General features: G+C 71.7%; 25 protein-coding genes. 3 read left to right on the top strand and 22 right to left on the bottom strand.

Annotation, left to right across the window (positions count from 1 at the left end; genetic code table 11):
- Positions 1-95 precede the first annotated feature (95 nt).
- The 3 genes from ACIQPT_RS24465 to ACIQPT_RS24475 form a co-directional block, all read right to left on the bottom strand.
- On the bottom strand, positions 96-746 hold the full coding sequence (locus ACIQPT_RS24465; RefSeq protein ID WP_401158442.1) for a hypothetical protein: 651 nt from the start codon (positions 744-746) through the stop codon (positions 96-98).
- Positions 747-805: 59 nt separating this feature from the next.
- Positions 806-1,525: a GntR family transcriptional regulator gene (locus tag ACIQPT_RS24470; protein WP_401158444.1), complete on the bottom strand. Its 720-nt coding sequence runs from the start codon at positions 1,523-1,525 to the stop codon at positions 806-808.
- 160 nt (positions 1,526-1,685) lie between these two features.
- Positions 1,686-3,068: an aspartate aminotransferase family protein gene (locus tag ACIQPT_RS24475; RefSeq protein WP_401158446.1), complete on the bottom strand. Its 1,383-nt coding sequence runs from the start codon at positions 3,066-3,068 to the stop codon at positions 1,686-1,688.
- Positions 3,069-3,232: 164 nt separating this feature from the next.
- Here ACIQPT_RS24475 and ACIQPT_RS24480 point away from each other — a divergent pair, with 164 nt between their 5' ends.
- Both ACIQPT_RS24480 and ACIQPT_RS24485 read left to right on the top strand, forming a co-directional pair.
- Positions 3,233-3,835 (top strand): DJ-1/PfpI family protein, encoded by a 603-nt coding sequence (locus ACIQPT_RS24480; RefSeq protein WP_401158447.1) that lies wholly within the window; start codon positions 3,233-3,235, stop codon positions 3,833-3,835.
- Positions 3,828-4,304, top strand: a complete 477-nt coding sequence (locus ACIQPT_RS24485) for a MarR family winged helix-turn-helix transcriptional regulator (RefSeq protein ID WP_401158449.1) — start codon at positions 3,828-3,830, stop codon at positions 4,302-4,304. The genes ACIQPT_RS24480 and ACIQPT_RS24485 overlap by 8 nt, the downstream gene beginning before the upstream one ends.
- Positions 4,305-4,365: 61 nt before the next feature.
- Here the strand turns inward: ACIQPT_RS24485 and ACIQPT_RS24490 are convergent, their stop codons facing one another.
- Positions 4,366-5,298: a helix-turn-helix domain-containing protein gene (locus tag ACIQPT_RS24490; RefSeq protein WP_401158451.1), complete on the bottom strand. Its 933-nt coding sequence runs from the start codon at positions 5,296-5,298 to the stop codon at positions 4,366-4,368.
- 434 nt (positions 5,299-5,732) lie between these two features.
- On the opposite strand from ACIQPT_RS24490, the gene ACIQPT_RS24495 reads away from it, so the two are divergent.
- Positions 5,733-7,694, top strand: coding sequence for an ABC1 kinase family protein (locus ACIQPT_RS24495; RefSeq protein ID WP_401158453.1), 1,962 nt, complete (start codon positions 5,733-5,735; stop codon positions 7,692-7,694).
- Positions 7,695-7,782: 88 nt separating this feature from the next.
- Here the strand turns inward: ACIQPT_RS24495 and ACIQPT_RS24500 are convergent, their stop codons facing one another.
- The 18 genes from ACIQPT_RS24500 to ACIQPT_RS24585 all read right to left on the bottom strand — a co-directional run bounded on the left by ACIQPT_RS24500 (position 7,783) and on the right by ACIQPT_RS24585 (position 25,078).
- Positions 7,783-8,631 (bottom strand): ABC transporter permease, encoded by an 849-nt coding sequence (locus tag ACIQPT_RS24500; RefSeq protein ID WP_401158455.1) that lies wholly within the window; start codon positions 8,629-8,631, stop codon positions 7,783-7,785.
- Between the two features lie 37 nt (positions 8,632-8,668).
- A complete protein-coding gene (locus ACIQPT_RS24505; RefSeq protein WP_401158457.1) occupies positions 8,669-9,610 on the bottom strand; it encodes an ATP-binding cassette domain-containing protein in 942 nt (313 codons plus the stop codon).
- A 190-nt stretch (positions 9,611-9,800) separates the two neighbouring features.
- Positions 9,801-10,367, bottom strand: coding sequence for a YbaK/EbsC family protein (locus ACIQPT_RS24510; protein ID WP_401158459.1), 567 nt, complete (start codon positions 10,365-10,367; stop codon positions 9,801-9,803).
- Positions 10,368-10,385: 18 nt separating this feature from the next.
- Positions 10,386-11,132 (bottom strand): 3-oxoacyl-[acyl-carrier-protein] reductase, encoded by a 747-nt coding sequence (fabG, locus tag ACIQPT_RS24515; protein ID WP_401158460.1) that lies wholly within the window; start codon positions 11,130-11,132, stop codon positions 10,386-10,388.
- 25 nt (positions 11,133-11,157) lie between these two features.
- The gene (locus ACIQPT_RS24520; RefSeq protein ID WP_401158461.1) at positions 11,158-11,643 is read right to left on the bottom strand and encodes a 3-hydroxyacyl-ACP dehydratase FabZ family protein; all 486 of its coding nucleotides are present in this window, start codon (positions 11,641-11,643) and stop codon (positions 11,158-11,160) included.
- Positions 11,640-12,038: a 3-hydroxyacyl-ACP dehydratase FabZ family protein gene (locus tag ACIQPT_RS24525; protein WP_401158463.1), complete on the bottom strand. Its 399-nt coding sequence runs from the start codon at positions 12,036-12,038 to the stop codon at positions 11,640-11,642. The genes ACIQPT_RS24520 and ACIQPT_RS24525 overlap by 4 nt, the downstream gene beginning before the upstream one ends.
- Positions 12,035-12,298, bottom strand: a complete 264-nt coding sequence (locus ACIQPT_RS24530) for an acyl carrier protein (RefSeq protein ID WP_401158465.1) — start codon at positions 12,296-12,298, stop codon at positions 12,035-12,037. The genes ACIQPT_RS24525 and ACIQPT_RS24530 overlap by 4 nt, the downstream gene beginning before the upstream one ends.
- A gap of 79 nt (positions 12,299-12,377) precedes the next feature.
- Positions 12,378-13,487 (bottom strand): beta-ketoacyl synthase N-terminal-like domain-containing protein, encoded by a 1,110-nt coding sequence (locus ACIQPT_RS24535; RefSeq protein WP_401158466.1) that lies wholly within the window; start codon positions 13,485-13,487, stop codon positions 12,378-12,380.
- Between the two features lie 46 nt (positions 13,488-13,533).
- Positions 13,534-14,484: a beta-ketoacyl synthase N-terminal-like domain-containing protein gene (locus tag ACIQPT_RS24540; RefSeq protein ID WP_401158468.1), complete on the bottom strand. Its 951-nt coding sequence runs from the start codon at positions 14,482-14,484 to the stop codon at positions 13,534-13,536.
- Positions 14,481-15,620, bottom strand: coding sequence for a beta-ketoacyl-[acyl-carrier-protein] synthase family protein (locus ACIQPT_RS24545; protein ID WP_401158470.1), 1,140 nt, complete (start codon positions 15,618-15,620; stop codon positions 14,481-14,483). The genes ACIQPT_RS24540 and ACIQPT_RS24545 overlap by 4 nt, the downstream gene beginning before the upstream one ends.
- Entirely contained in the window at positions 15,617-16,873 is a 1,257-nt protein-coding gene (locus tag ACIQPT_RS24550) for a beta-ketoacyl-[acyl-carrier-protein] synthase family protein (protein WP_401158471.1), read from the bottom strand. The genes ACIQPT_RS24545 and ACIQPT_RS24550 overlap by 4 nt, the downstream gene beginning before the upstream one ends.
- 144 nt (positions 16,874-17,017) lie before the next feature.
- A complete protein-coding gene (locus ACIQPT_RS24555; protein ID WP_387997790.1) occupies positions 17,018-17,275 on the bottom strand; it encodes an acyl carrier protein in 258 nt (85 codons plus the stop codon).
- 100 nt (positions 17,276-17,375) lie between these two features.
- Complete coding sequence (locus ACIQPT_RS24560; RefSeq protein WP_401158472.1) at positions 17,376-19,121, bottom strand: phytoene desaturase family protein; 1,746 nt, start codon at positions 19,119-19,121, stop codon at positions 17,376-17,378.
- An 88-nt stretch (positions 19,122-19,209) separates the two neighbouring features.
- Complete coding sequence (locus ACIQPT_RS24565; protein WP_401158474.1) at positions 19,210-19,929, bottom strand: 2-hydroxychromene-2-carboxylate isomerase; 720 nt, start codon at positions 19,927-19,929, stop codon at positions 19,210-19,212.
- 29 nt (positions 19,930-19,958) lie between these two features.
- A complete protein-coding gene (locus ACIQPT_RS24570) occupies positions 19,959-20,960 on the bottom strand; it encodes a hypothetical protein (protein ID WP_401158477.1) in 1,002 nt (333 codons plus the stop codon).
- Positions 20,961-20,975: 15 nt separating this feature from the next.
- Positions 20,976-21,803: an alpha/beta fold hydrolase gene (locus tag ACIQPT_RS24575; RefSeq protein WP_401158479.1), complete on the bottom strand. Its 828-nt coding sequence runs from the start codon at positions 21,801-21,803 to the stop codon at positions 20,976-20,978.
- Positions 21,804-22,100: 297 nt separating this feature from the next.
- Positions 22,101-23,303 carry an NAD(P)/FAD-dependent oxidoreductase gene (locus ACIQPT_RS24580; protein WP_401158480.1) on the bottom strand — a complete coding sequence of 401 codons (1,203 nt, stop codon included), beginning with the start codon at positions 23,301-23,303 and terminating at the stop codon, positions 22,101-22,103.
- Complete coding sequence (locus tag ACIQPT_RS24585; RefSeq protein WP_401158481.1) at positions 23,300-25,078, bottom strand: amino acid adenylation domain-containing protein; 1,779 nt, start codon at positions 25,076-25,078, stop codon at positions 23,300-23,302. Before ACIQPT_RS24585 ends, ACIQPT_RS24580 begins: the two co-directional genes overlap by 4 nt.
- Positions 25,079-25,113: the final 35 nt, after the last annotated feature.

The following is a 25,113-nucleotide window of genomic DNA, read 5'->3' on the forward strand; positions in this document are numbered from 1 at the left end:
GTGCCGGGGGTACGGGGTGAGGCTTCGGGGGCGCTGCCCCCGGACCCCCGGTCCTCAATCGCCGGACGGGCTTGAGTTGGCGGGCTGGGCTTCGTTCAGCTGAAGATGATCATTGAGCCCTGCGCCAGGCTGCGGGTCGCTGCGGCGTGGAGGCCGAGCCAGACGTGGCGCTCCCGGGCGAACGGGCTGTCGTCGTAGGGGATCGAGTCCGCCGGTTGTTCCAGGGTGGTGGGGCCGGAGGGCGGTTGTGGCGCGGCCGGCGGGTTGGCCGGGTCGATGCCGATGGACGGGGCCACGAACTCCAGCTCCCGCAGCAGCCCGTGGGCGGAGCCCAGCGGTCCGCCGCCCGACAGGAGCGCGTCGTCGGAGAGCGGGGCCGGGAAGTCCACCGGGACGTACGCCCCGGCGTGGTCGTAGTGCCAGACCAGGTGCGACTGCTGCGCGCCCTGTTCGAACATCTCCAGGAGCTGCTCGTAGTCGCCGTCGAGACCGGCGACGGGGGTGACCGCGAGGCCGCTCAGCTGCAGCAGGTAGGCGCGGCGCAGGAAGTGCAGGGCGTCGTAGTCGAAGCCGGCCACGGGGGCGACGTCCCCGGTGAGGCCCGGCATGTACGCGTAGACGGGGACGGGCGGCAGCCCGGCGTCGTTCAGCGCCTTGTCGTAGACGGCGATCTCTTCGGCGAACGGATTGTCGGCGCTGTGGCACAGCACATCGACGAGGGGGACCAGCCACAGGTCACAGGCCACGAAGTCTCGCTCTCGGAAGGTTCGGGCGATCGTCGGGACAGCGTAATGCGGGGCGAACCTCACGCACAGTGCCCCGGCGCCTCCGGAGACCCGGGGGCGCCTTCCGCGGCCTCCCGCGCCTCCAGGCGGTCCGCCCAGGCGAGGGCGTGCGCGTAGTAGGAGTGCATGGCGGCGTGGACCTGCTCGTGGTCGCCCCGGCCGATGGCCTCGACCAGCTCTTCATGGCCGAACCACAGCAGGTTCTCGTCCATGCCGTCGCGGCGCAGCCGGTGCACGGCGAAGACCCAGGCCTGGACGCGGAGCTTGGTGAGGAAGTCCGCGATGTATGGGTTGAGGACGAACTGCCCGAGCTCCCGCCAGAACCGCAGGTCGTACCCGATCAGTACGTCGAGGTCGCCGCCCTTCGCGGCGCGGACCGCCTCCGCCGCCCGCCGGCGGATGGAGGCGAGGGCCTCGGGCCGGACCGCGACCCGTTCGGCGGGGTTGCGGAAGAGGCCCTCGACGACGAGCACGCGGGCCTCGGCCATCGCCCGGTAGTCGGCGACGGTGAACTCGCGCACCTGGAAGCCGCGGTGCTGGTCGGAGGCGAGGAGCCCCTGTGCGGAGAGGTCGAAGAGCGCCTCGCGGACGGGTGTCGCGGAGACCCCGTACTGTTCGGCGATCTGCTTGACGGTGAACTCCCGGCCCGGCGGAAGACGCCCCGCGAGCACCTCGTCGCGCAGCGCGTCGGCGATCTGCTGGCGCAGGGTGTTGCGCGTCACACCTCCGCTCGGACCCATGCCGACCCCTTCCGTCCGCTCTCTGGTTCGGGTCACCTTAAGCCAGGGCCGCCGCCGTGCCCGATTCCGGGCACGGCGGGGAGACGTACGGGGTCGATCACATACGGAATCAAGTCGTCCGGTTACTCCGCGTACGGGCCGGAAGCGGACATGGGTCGCTCTACGCGCCCCGCACCGTGTACGCGTCGGCGACGGAGAGCGCGACGTCCAGGGCCGCGAGCCCCTCCTTGGCCTCGGCCTCGGAGACGTTGCAGGCGGGGACGGCGTGGGTCCGGTTCATGTTGATGAACGGCCACAGCCCCTGCTTCTTCGCCGCCGCGCCGAACGCCGCCATCGGGGCGGCGGCCTCGCCGGAGGCGTTGTACGGGACGAGCGGCTCGCGGGTCTCCCGGTCGCGGACCAGCTCCAGCGCCCAGAACGCGCCGAGGCCGCGGACCTCGCCGACCGAGGGGTGCCGTTCGGCGAGTTCGCGCAGGCCGGGGCCGAGGACGGTCTCGCCGATCCGGGCCGCGTGCTCGACGACCTTCTCGTCCTCCATCACGCCGATGGTGGCGACGGCGGCGGCGCAGGCCAGCGGGTGCCCGGAGTAGGTGAGGCCGCCGGGGTAGGGGCGGGTCTCGAAGGTGGCGGCGATCTCGGCGTTGATGGCGACGCCGCCGAGCGGCACGTAACCGGAGTTGACGCCCTTGGCGAAGGTCAGCAGGTCCGGCACGACGTCGAAGTGGTCGGCGGCGAACCAGGCGCCGGTGCGGCCGAATCCGGCCATCACCTCGTCGAGCACGAAGACGATCCCGTACCGGTCGCAGATCTCGCGTACGCCGGCGAGGTAGCCCGGCGGCGGCGTCATGATCCCGGCCGTGCCCGGGATCGTCTCCAGGATGATCGCGGCGATGGTGGCCGGGCCCTCGTAGGCGAGGGTGTCCTCCAGGTGCTGGAGGGCGCGGGCGCACTCCTCGGCCTCGTTGGCGGCGTGGAACGGCGAGCGGTAGAGGAACGGGGCCCAGAAGCGGACGACGCCCGCCGAGCCGTTGTCGGAGGGCCAGCGGCGCGGGTCGCCGGTGAGGTTGATCGCGGTGGAGGTGGCGCCGTGGTACGAGCGGTAGGCGGAGAGCACCTTCGTGCGGCCGGTGTGCAGCCGGGCCATGCGGATGGCGTTCTCGACGGCCTCGGCGCCGCCGTTGGTGAAGAAGATCTTGTCCAGGTCGCCGGGGGTGCGCTCGGCGATGAGGCGTGCGGCCTCGGAGCGCGCCTCGATCGCGAACGCGGGCGCGAACGTGGCGAGTTTGCCCGCCTGCTCCTGGATCGCGGCGATCACGGTGGGGTGCTGGTAGCCGATGTTGGTGTAGACGAGCCCGCTGGTGAAGTCGAGGTAGCGGTTGCCGTCGTAGTCCCAGAAGTAGGACCCCTCGGCGCCGGCGACGGCGAGCGGGTCGATGAGGCCCTGGGCGGACCAGGAGTGGAACACGTGCGCGCGGTCCGCGGCCTTCACGGCCGCACCGGCCGCGGGGTCGGCGTACGGGGCATGAGGGGCATGAGGGGTCATGCGGCGAGCGTAGGCGCTGGTGGGGCGCGTCTCCATGGCCACCTTGTACGGACTGGGGCGGATGGATCGGCAAGGTGTCGGGGGCCGAGGGCTGGGGGCTCCTCACTCATTGACAGCATGCTGTCCATATGACAGTCTTCTGTCATCTAGCCGAGGAGGCCGCCATGACCAGCAGCGCCGGAACCGTGCATCTCGCCGTTTACGACACCTTCGCCGACTGGGAGACCGGGCACACCACCGCCCATCTCGCACAGAACGGCTACACCGTGCGGACCGTGGGTCTTTCCCGGGAGCCGGTCACGACCATGGGCGGCCTGCGCATCCAGCCCGATCTGTCCCTGGACGAACTGCGGGCACAGGACAGCGCGTTGCTCATCCTGACCGGTGCGGCCGAGTGGGACACGGGGGACGGGCTGGCCCCGTTCGCACGGGCGGCCCGGGGCTTCCTGGACGCGGGCGTGCCGGTCGCGGCGATCTGCGGGGCGACGGCCGGACTGGCCCGGGAAGGGCTCCTGGACGACCGGGCGCACACGAGCGCGGTCTCCTTCTACCTCGCGGCGACGGGGTACGCGGGCGGCGCGCGGTACGTGGACACGGACGCGGTCACGGACGGCGGGCTGATCACGGCCGGGCCGACGGAGCCGGTGGCGTTCGCGCGGGAGGTCTTCGCGCGGCTCGGGGTGTACGACGCGAAGAAGCTGGACGCGTGGTACCGGCTGTTCCATGACTCGGACGCGAGCGCGTACGAGGTGTTGCAGGGTGAGTAATGAGGGGGCGGAGAGCCTGCGGGACCAGCAGGACCTGCTGAGCCGGACGGCGTTGACGGTGTTCCGGCTGAACGGGCAGTTCCTCGGGGTGGCCGAGGAACTGGCGCGGCCGGGCGGTCTGACGGCGGCGTGGTGGCAGGTGCTGGGGGCGGTGCTGCCGGAGCCGTTGCCGGTGGCGGGGATCGCCCGGGCGATGGGGATCACCCGGCAGAGCGTGCAGCGGATCGCGGACCTGCTGGTCGAGCGGGGGCTCGCGGAGTACGCGGAGAACCCGGCCCACCGCCGCGCGAAGCTGTTGCGGCCGACGGAGGCGGGGCGCGACGCGGTGTCCCGGATCGGCCCGTCCCACGCGGAGTTCGCCGCGCGGCTGGCGGGGGAGCTGGGGGCGGAGGGGGTGGCGGAGACAGTGCGGGTGCTGGAGCGGCTTTCGGGAGCGGTGGAGAGGCTCACCGTCGCCGAGGGCCGGTAGGGCTCCGGGCTCCCCGTTCACCGGGCTGCCAGAGGGCTGTCACTGGGCTGTCGGAGGGCTGTCAGATCAGGCCCACCTGCATGGCGCGGGCCCCCGCCTGGAAGCGGCTGCGGGCGTCGAGGGCCACCATCGCGGAGGCGACGTCGTTGCGCACCGTGCGGACGCTGCACCCCAGGCGGCGGGCGATCGCGTCGTCGGTGAGGCCTTCGGACAGCAGGCGCAGGACGACTTCCGAGCGCGGGCGGCGCGTCGTGGCCACGGGCTGCCGGCCGGTCTGCCGCACGGTCGCCCCCCGGTCCCAGAACCGGTCGGCCAGGGCGGACAGCCGCTCCAGCTCCGCGGGGGAACGCACGATGCGGGCGCCCTCGGTCTCGTCGACGACGACGGCGACCGCACCGTCCATGATCACCGCGCGCGGCGGCACCGTACCGACCGAACGCAGCGCCGCACCCTCCTGTGTCAGCCACTGGGCGTGCGCCATGGCGTTCGGCGCCTGGAGCACCGAGGCCGCCCACACCGATCTCAGCCGCGCGCCCCGCCGCAACACCATGTCGGCGACCGGCCGGGAGAACTCGAATCCGCCCTCCCGGTATCCGGGGGCAAGGAGAGTCACCTCACGCTCGACCTTGGCGACCATGCGCTCGATCATGGCCGAGACGTCATGCCGGCCGTCGTTCCCCTCGGCCGGGTCCCCGAACCGTTCCGCCTGTTCGTGCAGGGTAATGAACCGGCCGATCTGGACCGGGCTGGGTTGCGGAGAGCGCCCCTCCCGCATCCGCCAGGACAGCAGCGCCGGCAGTGCGATGCACGGCTCGACGGCGCGGAAGGAACCGCCGTCGCCGCCGGAGACGCTGGCCAGACCTTCGGACTTCAGCGCCTCCAGCCCTTGCAGCACCTGGTCCGCCGACCACATCAGCTCCCGTGCCAGGTCCTGCGTACGCCATGCCGACCTCAGGAGCAGCTTTCGATAAAGGAGCTCCGACCTCGCGTCCAAACCGATCCCCGTGTCCGCCACGTCAACCTCTCGGCAGTTCCCCGTACAGGCTGGATCCAGCCCGCTTCGTGAATCTCAAACTAGGGCGCTGGACTGTCCGTTGACGGATCGGCGGATCGATTTCGACAGCTTGGTGCCATAGCCACTCCGGTTTCCGCCGGTACTTGTCCGGGTAGGGCGAACAACAGGCCAACCACCGGATGTGTTTCGCCCGTCCGGCAACGCCCCGCCCCCTCCGCTCCCCCGCTCCGCGACGCCGCCACGTCGCTGCAACTTCCTGCAGGAGAGCCCGGTGGAGCGCTTACGCCGGGGCGCAGAGAATGGCCGGGCCCGGAGGGGCAGCACACGGCCGCCGCGGCGGTCCCGACCCGCCGTCGGCACACGGCCGCGGACACGCAACCGCACGCGGACTCCGGTCCGGGAAGGCACCGCCCATGCTGCACACAGCGTTCCTGATTCTCATACCTGTTCTGTTCGTCTTCACCCTGGTCGGGCTGTCCATGGGCGCCCGACGCCTGCTCGGTATCAGAATCGGCAACATCCGGGCCGCCATCGCCGGCACCGTCGGCGTCCTGGCCACGATGCAGATCATCTCGGCCATGGGCCCGAGCAGTCATCGCCCGGCGATGACCTCCGTACAAGTGCTCTCCGGCATCCTCGTCACCATGCTCTTCCTGGCGTTCTCGGAAGTGCTGCTGCCGAGCAGCGTGCTGTCCGACATCGTCCGGCTGCCCGGAGCGCTGCGCCGCCGTGTGGCACGCACCCGGCGGTACGCGGAGCTCAGCGCGATCGCCATGCGCAACGGTCTCTCGCCCTCGCTGCGCGGTCTCGCACGGGCGGGTTCGCCGAAGGGAACGGTCGCCGCCCGTCGCCACTCGGCACGGCAGGTGAGGCTGGCCCTCGAAGAGGCGGGGTCGACGTTCGTCAAGCTCGGACAGATGCTGTCCACCCGCTACGACCTGCTCCCGACCGAGTATGTGGAGGAGTTCTCCCGGCTGCACCACCAGGCCGCGCCGGAACCGTGGGAGCGGGTACGGAAGGCGCTCACCGTGGAGTTGGGCCGGGACCCCGACGATGTGTTCGCCTCCTTCGACCCGGTGCCGCTGGCCGCCGGGTCGATGGCCCAGGTGCACCGGGCCCGGCTGGCGGACGGGCAGGCGGTCGCGGTGAAGGTCCAACGGCCCGGGGCCGAGCCCGTGGTCGAGCGCGACCTGGACATACTGCACCGGCTCGGCCGCAAGCTGGAGGAGCACGCGCACTGGGCCCGGAGCCTGGGGCTGTGCGAGCTGATCAACGGGTTCGCCGTATCACTCCACGAAGAGCTGGACTTCCGGACGGAGGCCCGCAACATGGCCGCCGTCACGGCGGCGTCGTCGGCGTCGGGGGCCGGCGACGCGCTCCGCACACCGCGGGTGCACGAGGAGTACAGCACCCAGCGGGTGCTCACCCTGGAGTGGCTGGACGGAGTCCCGCTCACCTCCGTCGGCGCGTCCGTCGCCGAGCGCGGCCTGGACGGGGCGGAGCTCGCCCGGCAGTTGCTGGACTGCGTACTCGAACAGATCATGCTCGGCGGGGTGTTCCACGCCGACCCGCATCCGGGGAACGTCCTGCTGCTGGACACCGGTGAACTCGGCCTGATCGACTTCGGATCGGTGGGCCGGCTCGACCGCACGATGCGATCCGCGCTGCGCGATCTGCTGCTGGCGTTCCACCGCAGCGATCCGACGGCGCTCAGCGACGCCATGCTGGAGATCGTCGAACGTCCGGAGCAGATCGACGAGCGGAAGCTGGAGCGGTCCCTCGGGCGGTTCATGGCACGGCATCTGGGCCCGGGGAGCAGGCCGAACCGGGAGGTCTTCTCCGAACTGTTCCTGCTCGTCGCCCAGCACGACCTGACCGTCCCGCCGGAGGTGGCGGCCACCTTCCGGGCGCTGGCCACCGTGGAGGGCACCGTCGAACGGCTCGTGCCGGACTTCGACATCGTGGCGGAGGCCCGCAGGTTCGCGGCGGTACGGGTGCGTGAGGAGATGACCTACGAGCGGGTCAAGGAGTCGCTGATCGACGAGGCGATCGCGCTGACGTCCGTACTGCGTCGGCTGCCCCGGCGGGTGGACCGGATCACCGGCGCGCTGGAGGACGGCAGGCTGGGAGTCAGGATCAGACTGCTCGCCGACGAACGCGACCGGCGGTTCGTGAAAGGCCTGGTCCACGATGTGCTGCTGTCCTTCATCGGAGGGATCATCGCGCTGGTGGGCGCCGTGCTGCTGAGCATCGACGGGAAACCGACGATCATCGGCTCCGTCTCGCTGAGCCAGCTGATCGGCTACAACCTGCTGGCGATCAGCTGCATCCTGGTGCTCCGGGTCATCTTCTCGATCTCCCGCGGCCGGAGTTGAGAACGCACCGCGGCCGGGAGACGAAGCGTGCTCGTCTCCCGGCCGCGGTGTGCGGGACGCACAGGTCCCGCCGTACTCCGTCCGGACGTCACAGCACCCGGAAGGAACGGTTCGCGATGGGCGCGCAGACCGCCACCAGGACACAGGAGACGGCCAGGGTGGCGGCGAGCTCCCCGAGGGTGGCCTGCCCGGCGACCATGCCGCGCATCGCGTCGTTGGCGTACGAGATCGGGTTCGCCTCGGCGACCACCCGCAGCCAGACCGGCATCGACTTCGGGTCGACGAACGCGTTGGAGGCGAACAGCAGCGGGAACGTGCACAGTGTGGTGATCATGCGGAGCACGTCGCCGTTGCGCAGCACCGCGGCCAGCGCGATGAAGATCCAGCTCATGGACCAGCCGACGAACAGGCTGAGCAGGATCGAGCCCAGGATGCCCAGCAGCCCGCCCGGCGGGTCGAAACCGAAGATCAGCGCCGCCAGGACGGCCACGGCGATCAGCTGGTAGAGCGACCGGGCGGCGTCCGCGAGACTCCTGGCCAGCAGCACGCTGAACCGGGAGATCGGCATCGTGTGGAAGCGGGTGATCACGTCGTTGCGCAGGTCGTTGATCAGTCCGTTGCCCGCCTGGGCGCCGGCCGCGACGGACGTGATGATCATGATCGCCGGAACCAGGTTGGCGATGTAGGACATGTCGGTGCTGCCGCCGGGCAGGGCCGTGTCGCCGAGCACCCGCAGCACGCCGCCGAACATCAGCAGCATGACCAGGGGCTCGATGAACGTCACGACGAGCACCCCGGCCTGGAGGTACGGCCGCACGGACCGCCCGGTGAGCGCGAGGGTCTGGGTGAACAGGCTGCTGCCGCCCCACTGTTCGGCCGTGCCCGCCGGGGCACGGTCCTTCGGCCGGGGTGCGATGTCCGCGTCGATGACCGTCATCGGTGCGCTCCTTCGTCGGTGGGAGTGGTCAGGACGGTCACGCGGACACCGGCTGAGAGGCGGTCTCGCGGGTCAGCGTCAGATAGACGTCGTCCAGGGTCGGCTCGGTGAAGGCGAGTTCGGCGATCTCGGTGTCGGCGTCGCTCAGGGTGCGTACGACGACCGCGAGGTCGGCGGCGGCGGCGACCGGGGCGCTGATGGCGGCCCCCGAATCCTGCGGGGTCGCCCGGATGCCGACGCCTTCGAGGGCGTTCACGGCGACGGGCACGTCGGACCGCTCCGTCAGGGTCACGGTGACCATGCGCTGGCCGACCTCGGCCTTGAGTTCGGCGGGGTTGCCGCCCGCGACGACACGGCCCGCGGACAGCACGGTGATCTGCTCGCAGAGGCGGTCCGCCTCCTCCAGGTACTGGGTGGTGAGCAGGACCGACGTACCGTCCTTGGCCAGCCGCTCGATGGTCTCCCAGACACCGATCCGGGCGGTCGGGTCCAGCCCGGTCGTCGGTTCGTCGAGGAAGATGACCCGGGGACCGCCGACGAGGCTCGCCGCGATGTCCAGCCGCCGGCGCATGCCACCCGAATACTGGAGCACCGGCCTGGTCGCCGCATCGGTCAGCTCGAAGGTGTCCAGGAGCTCATCGGCGCGGGCGACCGCCTGCCGACGGTTCGCGCCCAGCAGCCGGGCCACCAGGGCCAGGTTCTCCCGCCCGTTGAGCTGCTCGTCGACCGACGCGAACTGGCCCGTGAGCCCGATGCTCCTGCGGACCTCCCGGGGCTGGGCCGCCACGTCGAAGCCGCAGATCCGAGCGGTGCCGCTGGTCGACGGCAGGAGGGTGGACAGAATGTGCACCAGCGTGGTCTTGCCGGCTCCGTTGTGGCCGAGCAGACCGTGGATCGAACCTTCGGGAACGGAAAGGTTCACCCCGCCCAGTGCCTTCACGTCACCGAACGACTTCACTACGTCGATTGCCTCGATCATGGGTGTGGCCACGTTCTGGGCCTCCGTTGCTCTTTCCGGTGGCCCGGTGGCAGGCCCCGGTTCGGATATGGGCTGGGAACAGCCACCGGCGCCGGGTGGCCATCGTAAAAGCGCGCGACGTCCGAGAACGGGGCGCTGCAGGTTGCGGAAGCACCGCCGGGCCGCACCGGACCACCGGCCGGAGAAGGCATTACGGGACGGCCGTCGCGGAAAGCGCGGCCTCCGCCGTCGAGTCCGCGGGCGGTGTGCTGATGCGGGCGGTTCGCGGACTGGCCATGCGGAGGTAGTCCGCGGTGGGCAGCGCCATCGACAGGTCGAGCCGGGCGGCGTTGAAGTACAGCGTGTCGTGGCGGAGCAGTTCCTCGTCGACGATCAGTTCGAGGTCCGGATGGAAGGAGAACGGGATGATGGAGCCGCTGACCGAACCGGCGAGCCGTTCCGCCGTGTCCCGGGCCGCGAATCCCGTCCTGCGGCACCCGGTCAGCTCACCGATCCGGTCGAGGTCGACGCGCCGGTCCCCCGGCACGACGGCCAGGATGTACCGGCAGGTCCGCTTGGTCGGACGCGCCGCGACCACCAGGCACTTGGCGCTCTGCGCGAGATCGTGTCCGCGCAGGGCGCTCGCCTCCCGCGTACGCCCTTCCGGAGCGTGGGCGATCATCCGGTAGGCGGCGCCGTGGTGGTCCGCCAGCCGCCGCAGACGAAGGGCGGCCTCCGGCACGCCCACGGGTTCGGGGCGGTCCCCGTTCGGCGCCATGTCAGATCCCGTCGGCTCTCATATGGTGATGCCGCCGTCGATCTGGAGTACGGAACCGGTGATGTACCCGGCCCGGTCGCTCGCCAGGTAGGCCACCAGGTCGGCGACCTCCTCGGCCTGTCCGAAGCGCCGCAGCGGGATCTGCTTCGCCGCGTCCTTCTTGACCTTGTCAGTCAGGGCGCCGGTCATGTCGGTCTCGATGAAGCCGGGGGCCACCACGTTCGCGCGGATGCCGTAGCGGCCGACCTCCTTGGCGAGCGCCTTGGAGAAGCCGATGATCCCGGCCTTGGAGGCGGAGTAGTTGGACTGGGTCGGGTTGCCGTGAACACCCGCGACCGAGGAGATGTTGATGATCGAGCCCGACTTGCGCTTCATCATCTCGAAGATGACGGAGCGGCAGACGTTGTAGACGCCGTCGAGATTGGTGTCCAGGACGCTGTGCCACTCCTCGTCGGACATGAGCAGCAGCGGATTGTCGCGGGTGATGCCGGCGGAGCAGACCACCGTGTCGATCGGGCCGAGTTCGGACTCCGTACGGGCGATCCACTCCTTGACCGATGCCGCGTCGGTCACGTCGGCGCGTACGGCGAGCACGCGTACGCCGGCCTCGCCCGCCTCCTTCTCCAGCTCACGTGCCGCCTGCTCGTTGGACTGGTAGCAGAAACCGACGTCGTGGCCCTCGGCCGCCAGCCGCAGCACGACGGCCCGGCCGATGCCGCGCGATCCTCCGCTGACCAGGGCGACCGGTACTCGCTTCTCTGTCATGACTTCTCTCCTTGCTGGCTGCTGATCAGCCGGACGCTGCTCCGGCGTGTCGGGGGTCGAGCCGCTCCTGCGGGCGGAAGGCCACGGTGATGGCGCCGACGGTCAGCACCGGGTCGTCGCCGACCCGGCTGCCGCCCTCGAAGATCACCGTCTCGTCCACCGCGCGCCGCAGCCGGGCATGGTGCTCGACCACCTCGCCGGGGAACACCTGCCGGTGGAACTGCACGTCGCGCAGGGAACCGAACAGCATGGTGCGGCCGTCGGCCCGGCCGGCGTCCTGGTGCAGGGCCAGGAGCCCGGCCGTCTGCGTCCACGATTCGATCAGCAGGAAGTCCGGATAGGCGAAGTCCGCCGCGGCCGGCGACGGACCGAGCCGCGCATACCAGGGTTCGTTGAGCGTGACGGCCTTGACCGACCGGATGCCGTCGTCGTCCACCGAGAGGACCCGGTCGACCAGCAGCATCGGATACCGGTGCGGCAGCAGGGCGCGGATGCCCGCCGGGGTGATCACGAGACCGCCTCCCGCCGGTAGTGGAAGCGCGCCGACGCGGCCGGGCCGGCGGCGGTGGCCACCTTGGCGTTGCACCGCCAGCCCGGCTCGCGCGGGGTCCAGGTCACCTCGATCTCCAGTACGTCACCGGGGCGGACGGCGGCCAGGAAACGGCTGGACTCCACCGCCGCCAGGCGCAGTTCGCCGGCCTCCGGCGGGGTCGCGGCCTCGGCCGCGGCACGCGCGCACTCCAGCACGCAGACACCGGGGAAGATCGGGAAGTGCGGGTAGTGCCCGGCGAAGACCGGTTCGTCGTCGGTCACCGGAACCGAGAACAGACCCGTCCACCTCCCGGTCACCGCGTCGGGTCCCGGCTCCCCCACCGGGGTCGGAACAGCCAGCACCGGGCTGGTCACGAACGCTCCTCCAGCTTGCGGAGCACCTCGTCGTAGGCGCTGCGCAGCGTCCTCACCGAACGCATCTCCTGCTCGCCGAACTTGACGCCGTACGCGCGCTCCAGGACCACGACGACCTCCAGGGCCATCAGGGAGTCGACCCCGAGCTCCTCGACGAAGTCCGTGTCGTCGCCGACCTCGCTCGTGTCGGTGTCGATGGTCTCCGCCAGCAGCGTGCGCAGCTCTTCCCGGTCGAGCCGGGCCCTCGCGTCGATGGACATGTGCTTCCTTCGTGTCGCCCGGTGAGTGCCGGTCAGGGGTGAATGCGGATCAGTGGTGCGGGTCGGTGCGTGCGGCCGTTCAGTGGCCGCGCAGGCGCAGCGCCGCGCAGGCGACGATGCCGTCGTCGTCCACCGAGGAGACGAGGACGACGCTTCCGGCGGGCACGCCGCCCTGCTCGGCCAGGCTCAGCAGGGAGCCGATCTGGAACGCGGCCGAGGCGCCCGAGGTGTCCCCGATCGGAGCGAGTGACGGCGCCCGGTCCAGGGCTGCCGCTCCGAAGCGGGCGGTCAGCACCGCGCGCTCCTGGTCGCCCACGGTGCCGGCGAGTTCGGAGGCGGAGACCGCCCGGACGTCCTCGGCGTTCACCTCGGAGCGCGTCAGGACCCCGTCGACGCAGGCGTCGAGGACCGGACCGACCTCGGTGCCGAAGTAGACGCGTGACTCCACCGCCAGCACCTCGGCCAGCGGCGGGGTGTCCTGCCCGGCCGAGGACTCCAGCTGGAACATCGCGCATCCTTCGCCCAGCAGGGCGCCCGTCGCGTCCTCGCGCCGCCGGTGGTGGTCCAGCCAGGCCCGCGCGTTGGAGAACTCCTCGACCGCGCCGCACAGCACGGTCTCGGCCCGGCCGGAGCCGAGCAGCCCGCTCGCGTAGCTCAGCGCGGACAGCCCCGCGACCCGGCCGCCGGCGATCGTGGTGTTCGGGCCCTTCAGCCGGTACCAGATCGCGCACTGGCCGGCGGCGCAGTTCATCACCGCGTTCGGCATCAGCGACGGGTCGACGTAGTAGGGGCGGTCGCCCACGAGGGAGGCGCGGGTGAAGTCCATCATGCTCTGCGCGCTGCCGGTGGTCGTGCCCAGCACCAGGGCGGTCTCCTCGTCGCCGCCCCGCCGCCGGCCCTCGCCGTCGCGCAGCAGGTCACGGACGGCGGTGACGGCCAGGCCCGTCACCCGGTCCATCGACCGGGTGCCCTTCTTGCCGAGGACCTCGCGCAGCTCGAAGCCGGGCACCAGGCAGGCCCGGCCGTCCGGGGTCGCCCACTCCTCGGCGTCCAGGGGCGCCGAGGCACTCGTACCGGCCAGCGTGCCGGTCACAAACTCGTCCTTGCCGATCCCGTGCGGTGACACCGCGGACCACGCGGTGATCACCGGCCGGTTCAGGGTCGCGGACGCGCTCGCCGAAAAGGTCATGGTCACATTCCGTCCTGCTCAAGAGGGGTCAAGGCCGATGCGTCTCTCAGACCGCGACCGGCTCGGAAGCCGTCGGGGCGGGCGGCCGCAGCACCAGGGCCGCACTGCCGTCGTCGTCGTCCCCGCCGGCGGCCAGGTACACCGGGCCGCCCGGTCCGGAGGCGAACCCGGCTATCGCCGCCGCGCACTGCACGAGTCCCAGCGCACCGGACAACTCGCCCCAGGTGGCGGCGAGATCGTGACCGGGCAGCTCGGACGGCAGAGCGGCGGCGGCGCTGCCGGAGGCGAACCAGCCGCCCAGGGAGGCCGGTTCCTCGGCGGCGAGCCGGGCGAAGTTCTCGGCCACGCTCGCGCCGCGGGTGTGACCACCGACCTCGGCGCGGACGGTCGCTCCGCGTGCCTCGGCGGCCTCGGACCGTTCGAGCACCAGCGCCGCACCGCCGTCGGCGACCGGGCCGCCGACCAGCTCGCGGACGATCTCGTTGTCCGGCTCGACCCCGACCACGACCGCCTGATCGGCACGGCCCGCGCGCAGCAGGGCGATGCCCCAGCGGACGGCGTCGAGCCCGGAGGCCGGGCCGTTGCACACCATCAGGTTGGGGCCGTGCAGACGGAACCTGATCGCGATCTCGGAGGCGATGATGTTGCTGGAGGCGTTCGGGGTGTCCATCGGGCTCAGCCCGCGGGTGCCCTCGTCGGCGATGGTCCTGGCCACCCGGCAGACGGTGTCCAGGTTGCCCAGGTTGGAGCTGACGAGCACCGCCACCCGGGTCCCGTCGACGGCGAGTCCGCCCTCGCGCAGCATGCCCGCGTCGCTCAGCACCCGCTGGGCGGCGACCAGCCCGAGCTGGGTCGAGCGGTCCTTGTACCGCAGCCCCTTCTTCCCCAGGACGGCGGCCGGATCGACCGGGTCCGAGGGCTGCCGGGCCGCCGCGAGCGCGGCGGCCGAGTCGGCGCCCGGAAGCGCCACACCCACGCCTGTGACACAGATCTTCATGGTGCCTCGACAATCGCCACGGCGTTGATCCCGCCGAATCCGAACCCGTGTACCTGAGCGAGCGAGACCTCGTGCTTGGCCTCCTCGTGGCGGACCAGCCGGAGGCCCGCGGCCTCCTCGATCGGCTGCTCCAGTCCGACCAGCGGCGGAACCCGGCCGCTGTCCATCACCTGCAGGGCGACGACCAGGCTGAGCAGCCCCGCCGACCCGCTGGTGTGCCCGGTCATCGGCTTGATGCCGGTCACCACGGGACCGCCGGCGTCCTCGCCGAAGACCTCGCCGTACGCCGAGGCCTCGACCAGGTCGTTCAACGGCGTCCCGGTGCCGTGCAGCATCAGCAGGTCGATGTCGGCGGGCCGGGTGCCCGCGTGACGGTGCGCCTGCCGGATCGCTTCGGCGACCTGCTTCTGGTCGGGGGCGGTGGGGTGCTTGGCGTCGCACGTCATCCCGACCCCGCGCAGCCTCCCCCACAGCCGGCCGACCGGGCCGGCGACGTCCTCGCGGCGCAGCACGACGGCCGCGGCTCCGTCGCCGAGGATCGTGCCCTTGCGGTTGACGTCGAGTGTCCGCAGCGCGCCGGGCGGTTCCGGCTGGACGCGGTCGGCGAGGCCGAACATGCTCTCGGTGATCGAGTCGACGCCCGCGACGATCACGGTGTCCGCCTCGCCGAGCATCAGCATGTCCGCGCCGAGCGCCAGCGTGTACAGCGACGCGGAGCAGGCGTTGGAGAAGGTGTGGGTGTCCGCGGTGCCGAAGCGCTCGCGCAGGGCGGTACCGAAGTGCAGCTGTTCCGGTCCGAAGGGCGCCTTGTCGCGCCACCACAGCTCGGCCGAGCGCAGTTCGCGCAGCCCGGTGCCCACGAGAACCGGGCAGTCGGACAGGTCGTCGCCGAGTCCGGCCGCCCGCGCGGCCTGCGCGACGGCGTCCAGGAGGAATCCGGTGGCCCGCAGGGTCCGGTCGGCTCCCGGCTCCGGCCGGTCGTCGATCTCGAACAGCTCGGTGCCCTCGTAGAGCCCGTGGTCGAATCCGCGCATCGGTCCCAGTCCGCCGCGCCCGGCGCAGAGACTGCCGAAGATCTCGTCGGCGTCCCGGCCGATGCTCGCGACCGCACCGAAACCGGTGATGGGCAGCTTCACCGCTCACCGTCCTCGTACTTGCCGAGGATCACGATGGCGTTGTTGCCGCCGAAGGCGAGCCCGTTGTTCTGCACGATGCGCAGGTCCGCCTCGACGGACCGGTTGGGCACGCAGTCGATCTCGCACTCGGGATCGGTCTCGCGGTGGTTGATGGTCGGGGGGATGAAGCCGTGGTACGCCGAGAGGGCGCACGCGATCGCGGCCAGGGCGCTGGCGGCGCCCATCGTGTGGCCGAGCATCGACTTCAGCGAGACGGTGCGCGGCGGGGTGTCGCCGTACACATCGTGGATGGCCCGCGACTCGGTGACGTCGTTGGCCTTGGTGCCGGTTCCGTGGGCGGAGACCAGGTCGACCTCCTGCGCCTTCACACCGGCGTTCTCCAGGGCTATCTCCATGCACCGGGCGACGCTCGCCTGGTTGGGCGCGACCTGGTGGTAGGCGTCGCAGTTCATGCCGTACCCGAGGACCTCGGCGTAGATACGTGCGCCGCGGGCCCGTGCGGAGGCCAGGCTCTCCAGCATCAGCACACCCGCGCCCTCGCCGGTCAGGATGCCCTTGCGCTCGGAGTCGAAGGGGCGGCAGACGTCCGGGGCGATGGTGCCGAGCCGGTAGAAGCCGGTGAACGTCTTGCGGCACATGGCGTCCGCGCCGCCGCAGAGCGCGTAGTCGACCGCGCCGGAGCGGATGGCGTCGAAGCCCTGGCCGATCGCGTAGTTGCCGGCCGAGCAGGCGGTGGCGATGGTCACCGCGTCGACGTTGGACAGGCCGAGTTCCTGGGCGGCGGCGATGGAGAGCCGGTTCGGTGAGATCCGGCGGGCCACGGTCGGTTCCATGGCGGCGGAGCCCGAGTCGATCTCGGTCTCCACCAGGTGGTCCAGGTCGTAGGACTCGCCGTCGGTGGTGCCGATGGAGATCATGCCGCGCTGTGCGCGCAGCGTCTCCAGATCGATCCCGGCGGCCTCGACGGCCATCCGGGCTGCGGCGACGGAGAACTTCGTCGCCCTGCCCAGAGTCTCCACGGGCAGGTGGTGAATCCAGCGCTCCGGCTCGGACCCGTCGATCTCGCACCCGTTGGCGTGGGCGAAACCCTCGGTGTCGAACACGGTGATCGGCTTCGCGCCGCTGCGGCCCGCGCGCAGGCCCTCGGCGAATTCATCGGCGCCGACACCGATGCTGGAGAACACGCCGAACCCGGTCAGCACCACCCGGGACGCCGCGTCGTCGCGCATCGCGTCGGAAAGGCTCTCAGACATCAATCTCCCTCGGTACGGCCTGGTTCACCACGGAAAGGGGGTCGGGGACGGAGCTCCGGCGCGGCGGTCGGGGACGACCGCCGGGCCGGAGAGCCGGCGCCGCCGCCGCCGGCTCTCCCTGCTCGCTTCGGGACGAGGCCGTGCCTACTTGGCGTCGATGGACTCGCCGACGACGGCGTAGACGCCGTCGAGGTTGACCATGCGCTCCAGCTCGGCCTGGTCGATGGTGACCTTGAACTCCTTCTCCAGGCCGGCGAGGATCTCGATGGCGCGCAGCGAGTCCGCTCCGTACTCCTCCTTGAAGAGGCCGCCGTCGGTCACCTCGTCCTCCTCGAGCTCGAGGATGTCGCAGACGATCTCCTTGATGCGGGCCTGGTGCTCGGTGGTGATGGTCGTGGTCATGGCGAATCACTCTCTGTTCGGCGATCGGTTCTTCGATCGGTTCTTCGATCGGTCGGTTACTGCTCGACGGTCCGCCTGCAGGTCGGAGGACCGCCCGTTCTCAGCCGGACGTGCCGGCCAGGTCCCGGGCCGCTGCCGGGGGACCCGAACGCGTACGCCGGGAGACACCCCGGCAGATCTCCCTCGGGTCCCAGCCGTCCGGCCGGTCCGGGAGCAGGTCGGGGTCGCCGAACACCGCTCCCTCCCGGGCCCGGGCGAGCAGGGGCGTACCGAGGATCTGGGAGGCGCACGAGATGCCGCCGAGCATGACGCCCGCGACACCGTTGCCCGCCTGCGTGCTGGCTCCGACCACGTGCAGCCCGGCGATGTGGGTCGCCGTGCCGGGGCGGGCGGTGCCGCCCCACTCGGCCATGCCGAACGGGGTGCCGCCGGAGGACAGCGTGTACCGCTCATGGGTGAGCGGGGTCGCCGCCTCCAGGTGGGTGATGTGGCCGCGCAGCGGCCCGAGGGCCTTCTCGGCCGCGCGCAGCGTCGCCTCGGTCAGCTCCTGCTTGCGCCGGAGGTACTGGGCGTTGCGGCGGTAGCCTCCGCCGTCCCCGCCGGCTCCGTCCTCGACGCCCCACCACGCGTAGTCGGGCGGGCACAGGGTCATGACCTGGAGGTTGGCGTGCCCCGGCGGGCAGAGCGTGGTGTTGCCGGGGTCCTTGAGCGAGGCGAACGAGCAGAACAGGAAAGGGACTTCGTCGATGTCACCTGTCCGCGCCCGCTCGAAGTAGCCGTCGATGTCGTCGGTGTCGTACCACCACAGGTTGGCGTTCGGGCGCTCCCGCAGATCGGTGTCGAGGCCGAGGTAGAGCACCAGCCACGGCATACCCATCCGGGCGTTGCGGGTGCGGTTGACCAGCGGCTTCGAGAAGTGCTCGGGCCCGACCAGGTCGAGCACGGTCCGCCGGTAGTCGGCGTTGGACACCACCAGGTCGGCGGTGACCGTCCCACCGCCCTCCAGGGCGACGCCGGTGACCTTGCGGTCCTCGACCAGGATGCGCGCCACCCTGCTGCGGGTACGGACCTCGCCGCCGTGCGCCTCGATCACCTCGACCAGGCCCGCCGCGAGAGTCTGACCGCCGCCGGCCGGGAAGTAGGCCCCGCGCAGATAGTGGTCGGTGACGCTGGTGTGCCGGGCGACCGTGGCCTGGCGCGGCGTCAGGCCGTAGTTCGGGGCCTGCGCCGCGAGTACGGTGCGGGCCCGGGACGAGAGCCCGCAGTGCTGGAACAGTTCGTCCAGCGTCCGCCTGCCCCACTCCCGTACGGTCACGGTGCCGTCCGCGATGTCCTGGGCGGACCAGTCGTGGGCCTCGAACAGGGCCGAGCGCTGCTCCGCGCCGACGGCCGAGCAGATGTCGGTGAAGGTCCGCAGCCCGGCGGCCTCGTCCGGCATCGCGGCGATGAGCCGGTCCCGGTAGGCGGACCAGCCCGCGGGCATGTCCACCGAAGCGCCCGGCACCCTGATCAGGTCGAACCCGTTCTGGTCCATCTCCAGGAATTCGATCCGGCCGCCCAGCCCCACCCCGTTCAGGATGGACGGGATGACACCACCGGACGCGCAGTCGCCGAGATAGTGGACGCCGACGTCGAACTCGTAGCTGCGGCGGCGGCGGAAGACATGGCTGTTGCCGCCGACCACCGAGAACTGCTCCAGCACCAGGACGCGACGGCCCGCGGTGGCCAGATAGGCCGCGGCGGTCAGTCCGCCCAGGCCGGCGCCCACCACCACGGCGTCCCAGTGGTCGCCGCCCGCCGAGCGCCGCACGGCTCCGCGCCCGGTGTCGTCGGGGTTGCTGTCCACAGTCGTCTCCTCGTCGCTTGCCGCAGTGGTCGTTCGTCGCTCGGATGAGGCCGTCGGTCGCGTTCCGTGCCGCGACCGCCGGCCGGTCTCAGCCGCAGCCGCCGGCGTGTCCCTGGTCCCCGCCGGCCGCGAGCAGCTCGGCGTGGGTGGCCGGGTCGGGCGCCTCCACGGTGCGCGCGGCGGGCCGCTCGCTGCCGCGGACGGCCTCGACGAAGGGCTCGACCCGGTCGAGACCCCAGTACTTGTCCCTGCCGTTGATGAAGAACGGCACCCCGAAGAGTCCGTCGTGCGCCGACTCCGCGAGCAGTTCCGCACCCCGCCCGCGCAGGTCCGCGTCGTCGGCCGCGGTCGACAACCGCTGCGGATCCAGGCCCAGTTCGGTCGCGATGTCCGCGATCACGGCGGGCTCGGAGATGTTCTTCCCGTCCTGCCAGCGGGCCCGGTACGCCGCCGCGACGAAGTCCTTGCCCCGGCCCTCGTCCTCGGCGGCGATCCACGCGAGGTGGGAGACCTCCCAGCAGGGGTCCCGGTCGATCGGCCAGCTGATCCGGTCCAGCCCGCGGTCGGTCGCGAGCCTGCGGGTGTCCTGCAGGATGTAGAAGTTCTTCGCTCGGCTCATGGCGACGATCGGAAGGGTGACCCCCTCCTGTGCCAGCAGCTTCGCGGTCCACTCGTCCGGCTCCCAGAACGGCAGCCAGTCGATGGCGCCGAGCACCTCGGGATGGTCGGACATCAGGTCGCGGTAGGCGAACCAGGAGTAGGGGCTGCGCAGGGAGAAGTACCAGCGCGGCGGGCGCTTGGGAGCCATGGGTCCTCCGGGACTGGGATCGTCGTGGGTCACGCGCCGCGCAGAGCGCGGAGGACCTCGTCGTCGAAGACCGTCATCTGCCATTCGGCGTCCGGCGATTCCTTGTGGCAGTAGCCGTGGGTGATCGAACCGGTGGCGGTCTGGACGAGCTTGCCGTCGCGCACGACGTAGAAGTCGACGCGGGAGGTGTAGAGCATGTCCTTGAAGACGGACTCGACCGTGTAGACGGTGTAGAGGTTCTCCTCCATGATCGTCTCGTCGGTGAAGTGCAGCTTGCACTGCGTCACGACGGGGATCCAGCCGCGCTCGTTGAGCATCCGCTTGATGCTGATGCCGCGCGAGGCGACGAAGACGTGCTTGGCCTCCTCCATCTGGCGGAGGTAGCCCGACATCTGCATACGCTCGGTGAAGTGGCAGTAGTAGTACGGCACCTTCCACTTCCAGCCGACCGCGTTCTCGTCGCCGATGATCTCGGCGAGCACCGGGTCGCTGTCGCTGCCCTCACCGCGGTGCACGGCGCCGGCGAAGTCGTCGACCGGGGTGGCGGCGAGCTCGGTGGGCTCCGCGGTGGCGAGGCGGTCGACGACGAAGCGCTCCAGTTCGGCGGGGAGCGGCGCGGTGGCCTCGACGTTGGTGTCGCGGCGCAGCAGCACGCGCAGCTTGGAGCTGACGGCCTTCTTCGGCGCACCGTCGCGCTGGACGGTCGCGGTCACCGCGAAGACCATCGCGGCGTCGGTGTCCTTCGTCTTCGGCGTGACCTCCAGCAGCACGTCGTCGTCGAGGGTGAGGACCGTGTGCAGCCGGGTGTCGACCCCGGTGACGTCGAAGTTCACGCCGTGTACGAGGAACAGCTCGGTGGCGCCGAGGCCGACGGCCCGGAAGTGGTCGAGGACGGCTGCCTCGAGCAGGTAGTTGACGCACTTGAAGCCGATGGCGGTGTTGATGTTGCCGCCCTCGTAGGGCGGGCGCATCGTCACGGAACTCGGCTCGTTCAGCAGCTTCTTGAGCTCGACGTCGGACAGGGTGGTCATCGTGTGCTCCCGTACTCAGTTGGCCGCCGCCGGGGTGTGCCCGGCGGACAGGGTGGCGAGGAATTGCTGGACGGCGAGCGAGAACCGTTCGGGCCGCTCGGCCATCGGGGTGTGCCCGCAGCCGTCGATCCGCTCGATCGACGCGTGGCCGCCGAGTCCGACGGCCAGCGCCTCGGCCTCGGCGGGCGGGGCGACCGGGTCGTCGTCGCCCACCACGAGGTGGACGGGCAGGTCGATCCGTTCGAGGGCCAGGAAGGGGGTCCGCAGATAGGCGTCGAGGTAGCGGACCGCCCAGTACGGACCCAGCCGCGCGCAGGCGAGTTCGGCCATGTCGGCCCGAACGCCGGGGGCCAGGCCGTTGCGGGACATCAGCTCGATGTGGTCCTCCGCGCTGCGCCGCATCGCCGTGAGGTTCCCCGGCAGTTCGGCCCAGGTGAAGTCGTTGGGGTGCTTCCGGTAGAACGGCGAGACCAGGACCACGGCACGGATCCCGAGCTCCTCCCGCGGATGCACTCCGGCGACCGCCAGGTCCGACAGCAGCTCCAGCAGCAGGATCGTCGCGTAGGAGTGCGCGATCACCACGTCGGCGCCGCCGGGGACCTGCCGGACCGCCGCATCGATCCACCCGCTCTCGGCGCGCCCGGCCACCGCGTACGGGCCGCCGGACCGCCAGGGCAGTCCCGCCGTCCACAGGTCGAGCTCCGGCGGCCGGTGGGCGACGAAGGAGTCCCAGCAGCTCTCGCTGCTGCCGAGGCCGTGCAACAGCAGGGCTCGGTGGCCCGCTCGCGCGGACCTACCTCGCTGTCGGACCACGAGCGGCTCGACATCGCTGTTCGGGAACACGGGAACCCTTTCGAGGGAAATGGGGAACGGGGAGGAGAAATGGACCAGGGGGACAGCGAACGGAACCACGTCCGTTCCGGCCGGCGTCCGCTGACGCCGTGCTGCTCGACAGCCGAATTCCCGGGTGCGGGAGGCTCTTGGGAAACGCGATCAGGGCCGTACCGCGTCGGGGCGACGCAGCACCGAAAAAGCACGGGCGACCATTCCTGCCAGGCGGTCACCGGTTCTCCCGCGGCGCTGATCCGATCGTGCCGGAGAATCCCCGCGATCCGACAGGGCCGTTTCAGCAAGCTGCGACTACAGCTCTTTCCAAGCGCTCACGACATCGTCCGCGCCGGCCGGTCCGGCCATCGCACGGCGGGCCGCCATCAGGGCTTTCGGCCAGTTCACGGTCAGCGCGGCGCACAGCCGGGAGCCGCGGTGGTACGCCACGGCGAAACGCCTGCGCGGACCGTCGCGGCGCACCACACTGACCTCGTCGTCCGGCTCCGGACGTCCCAGCAGCGCGACCTTCCCGCCGTACAGGTCGGACCAGACGAAGCGCTCGTGCCGGTGGACCCCCCGCTCCGGCCCGACGATGTCGGCGACGACGACGTCCGCCTGCTCCACGGCGTTGGTCCAGTGCTCGACCCGGACGTGCCGGCCGAGCCGCGGGTCGTGGCAGCGGGCGACGTCCCCGATCGCGTACACCGACCGGTCGGCGCCGACGGCGCAGTGCTCGTCGCAGAGCACCCCGCCGTCGGCGTCCAGCGGTAGACCGGAGCCGGTCAGCCAGTCCGTCGCGGGCCGGACGCCGACACCGACGACGACGGCGTCGGCCGGCAGCGTGGTGCCGTCCTGGAGCCGCACCCCGGTGACCTCCCGGTCGCCGACCAGTCCGGCGACCGGGGCGCCGCCCAGCAGCCGTACGCCGTTGTCCGCGTGCAGCAGCGCCAGTTCGGCCGCCGCGGCCTCTCCGAGCAGCCCGGACAGCGGGACGGCCGCCGCCTCCACCAGGGTCACTCCGATACCGCGCGCGCGGGCGGTCGAGGCCACCTCGGCGCCGACGAATCCGCCGCCGACGATCACCAGCTTCCCGGATCCGATGCGGTCCAGGTCGTCGCGCAGCCGGAGGGAGTCGGCCAGCGTCCGCACCACGTGAACACCCGGGCGCGGCATGCCGGGCAGGGTACGAGGCAGCGCCCCGCAGGCCAGCACCAGCCGGTCATACGGGAGTTCTTCCCCGGAGTCCAGCCGCAGGACCCGGCCGGCCGGGTCCAGGGACGTGGCGGCGGCGACATGGCGCCGGGCCTCCCACTGCTCCGGGCTCCCCAGGGAGATCCGCGCGGGGTCCCAGTCGCCGGCGAGGACCTGCTTGGACAGCGGGGGCCGGTCGTAGGGGGCGTCCGGGTCGGGGTCGACGAGGGCGAGGGAGCCGGTGTGGCCCGCGTCCCGCAGTCCGGCCGCGACCCTGCTGCCCCCGACCGAGGCCCCCACGATCACCACGCGGTCGACGCTCATGACGTCGGTCCGGCGGTGGTGGCGGACTCCGCCTCCTGGACGTGGGCGGTCAGGGCCCGCGGGGTGCGCAGCTCGAGCACGTCGCGCAGTCCGAGGCGCCAGCCCTCCGTACGGGCCTTCCCGGCGAGCCGCGCGGCCCGCAGGCTGTTGCCGCCCCGGTGGAAGAAGTCGTCGTCCGGATGGACCGCCGGCACGTCCAGAACCTCGGCGAACAGGGCGCACATCCGCGTCTCGGCAGGGGTGCCCGGTCCGGTGTCCGCCACCACCGCTTCCGCGGCCGGGGGTTCCGGCAGCGCGGCCTGGTCGAGCTTGCCGTTCGCGGTCAGCGGCAGTGCGTCGAGGGCCATGATCCTGGACGGCACCATGTACGCGGGCAGCAACCGCGCCAGGGCGTCGCGCAGTTCGTCGGGATCCACCGCCGCATCGTCCTCCGGCACCACATAGCCGGCGAGATAGCGGTCGCCGGTGCGGTCCTCGCGCGCGACGGCCGCGGCCTGCCGCACGCCGGGCCGGGATCCCAGCACCGAGGCGACCTCGCCGAGTTCGATCCGGTAGCCACGGATCTTCACCTGGTCGTCGGTGCGGCCGAGGTACTCGAACACCCCGTCCGGCCGGACCCGGGCGATGTCCCCGGTGCGGTACATCCGGCCGTCGTCGAAGGGGTCGGCCACGAACCGCTCGGCCGTGAGTCCGGGCCGGGAGAGATAGCCACGGGCGACCTGGACACCCGCGATGTACAGCTCGCCGGCGGTGCCGGGACCGACAGGCGCCAGCCGCTCGTCGAGCACGTGCAGGACCGTGCCCGGCGTGGGGACGCCGATGGGGGCGGCTCCCGGAGCGATCTCGTCGTCCGGTGCGATCCGGAAGGTGCAGCACCCGACCGTCGCCTCCGTGGGGCCGTACTCGTTGATCACCGCCGCACCGGGATGGGCACGGCGCCACTGCTCGACGACGTCGCCGCGCAGCATCTCGCCGCCCACCACGAGTTCACGGGTGGGCGAGAGCGTGTCGGGGAGCACGGTGAGCAGCGGCAGGTGCGACGGGGTCGCCTTGACGAAGCCCGGCCGCTCCTCCGCCGTGTCCTCGGGTTCGCGGTCCAGGGAGGCGACCCGCAGGCAGCCGCCCAGCAGCAGCGGGCCGTACAGCGCGGTGACGGTGAGATCGAAGGCGACCGGGGAGTGCAGCAGCGCCCCGTCCGCCAGCCCCGGGTACTCCGCGAGGGCGAAGTAGAGGTAGGCCGCCAGGGTGTCGTGCTGGACGGCGACCCCCTTGGGACGGCCGGTCGAGCCGGAGGTGTAGATGACGTAGGCGAGATTCTCCGCGGTGAGCGGGGCGGTCCGGTCGGCGTCGGAGGGGTCGTGGTGCGGCAGCCCGGCGGTCGCGGCGTCGGCGAGGGCCACCGTGACCGTGGTCGTCCCGGGCCCGCCCGCCGGGCCGGGCGGCGCGGGGGCCTCCGCGATCACCAGGTCCAGCCCGGTGTCCCCGACGATGAACGCGATGCGCTCGGCCGGTGCGTCGCTGTCCATCGGAACGTACGCAGCACCGGACTTGAGGATGCCGAGCAGCGCCACCACCAGGTCGGCCGACCGGGGCAGCCGGACCCCGACCAGGTGTTCCGGGCCGATGCCCCGGCCGGTCAGGTGGTGGGCCAACCGGTTGGCCCGGGTGTTCAGTTCGGCGTAGGTCAGCTCCTGCCCGCCGGAGCGGACGGCGACGGCGTGCGGAGTGCGTGCCGCCTGTCGCTGAAAGAGTTCGGGCAGCAGCGGGTCAGCCATCATGTCTTCCATCCACTCGAACAGGACGCTTCGTG

This window comes from Streptomyces sp. NPDC091289, assembly GCF_044757365.1.
Taxonomy (GTDB): domain Bacteria; phylum Actinomycetota; class Actinomycetes; order Streptomycetales; family Streptomycetaceae; genus Streptomyces.

Excerpts from the sequence above, each read along its gene's own strand:
- ACIQPT_RS24570 (WP_401158477.1), bottom strand. The coding sequence starts at position 20,960 with ATGACCACCCTGTCCGACGTCGAGCTCAAGAAGCTGCTGAACGAGCCG.
- ACIQPT_RS24495 (WP_401158453.1), top strand. The coding sequence starts at position 5,733 with ATGCTGCACACAGCGTTCCTGATTCTCATACCTGTTCTGTTCGTCTTC.
- ACIQPT_RS24480 (WP_401158447.1), top strand. The coding sequence starts at position 3,233 with ATGACCAGCAGCGCCGGAACCGTGCATCTCGCCGTTTACGACACCTTC.
- ACIQPT_RS24550 (WP_401158471.1), bottom strand. The coding sequence starts at position 16,873 with ATGTCTGAGAGCCTTTCCGACGCGATGCGCGACGACGCGGCGTCCCGG.
- ACIQPT_RS24555 (WP_387997790.1), bottom strand. The coding sequence starts at position 17,275 with ATGACCACGACCATCACCACCGAGCACCAGGCCCGCATCAAGGAGATC.
- ACIQPT_RS24530 (WP_401158465.1), bottom strand. The coding sequence starts at position 12,298 with ATGTCCATCGACGCGAGGGCCCGGCTCGACCGGGAAGAGCTGCGCACG.
- ACIQPT_RS24470 (WP_401158444.1), bottom strand. The coding sequence starts at position 1,525 with ATGGGTCCGAGCGGAGGTGTGACGCGCAACACCCTGCGCCAGCAGATC.
- ACIQPT_RS24540 (WP_401158468.1), bottom strand. The coding sequence starts at position 14,484 with ATGAAGATCTGTGTCACAGGCGTGGGTGTGGCGCTTCCGGGCGCCGAC.
- ACIQPT_RS24505 (WP_401158457.1), bottom strand. The coding sequence starts at position 9,610 with ATGATCGAGGCAATCGACGTAGTGAAGTCGTTCGGTGACGTGAAGGCA.
- ACIQPT_RS24510 (WP_401158459.1), bottom strand. The coding sequence starts at position 10,367 with ATGGCGCCGAACGGGGACCGCCCCGAACCCGTGGGCGTGCCGGAGGCC.
- ACIQPT_RS24565 (WP_401158474.1), bottom strand. The coding sequence starts at position 19,929 with ATGGCTCCCAAGCGCCCGCCGCGCTGGTACTTCTCCCTGCGCAGCCCC.
- ACIQPT_RS24580 (WP_401158480.1), bottom strand. The coding sequence starts at position 23,303 with ATGAGCGTCGACCGCGTGGTGATCGTGGGGGCCTCGGTCGGGGGCAGC.
- ACIQPT_RS24585 (WP_401158481.1), bottom strand. The coding sequence starts at position 25,078 with ATGGCTGACCCGCTGCTGCCCGAACTCTTTCAGCGACAGGCGGCACGC.
- fabG (WP_401158460.1), bottom strand. The coding sequence starts at position 11,132 with ATGACAGAGAAGCGAGTACCGGTCGCCCTGGTCAGCGGAGGATCGCGC.
- ACIQPT_RS24535 (WP_401158466.1), bottom strand. The coding sequence starts at position 13,487 with ATGACCTTTTCGGCGAGCGCGTCCGCGACCCTGAACCGGCCGGTGATC.
- ACIQPT_RS24500 (WP_401158455.1), bottom strand. The coding sequence starts at position 8,631 with ATGACGGTCATCGACGCGGACATCGCACCCCGGCCGAAGGACCGTGCC.
- ACIQPT_RS24475 (WP_401158446.1), bottom strand. The coding sequence starts at position 3,068 with ATGACCCCTCATGCCCCTCATGCCCCGTACGCCGACCCCGCGGCCGGT.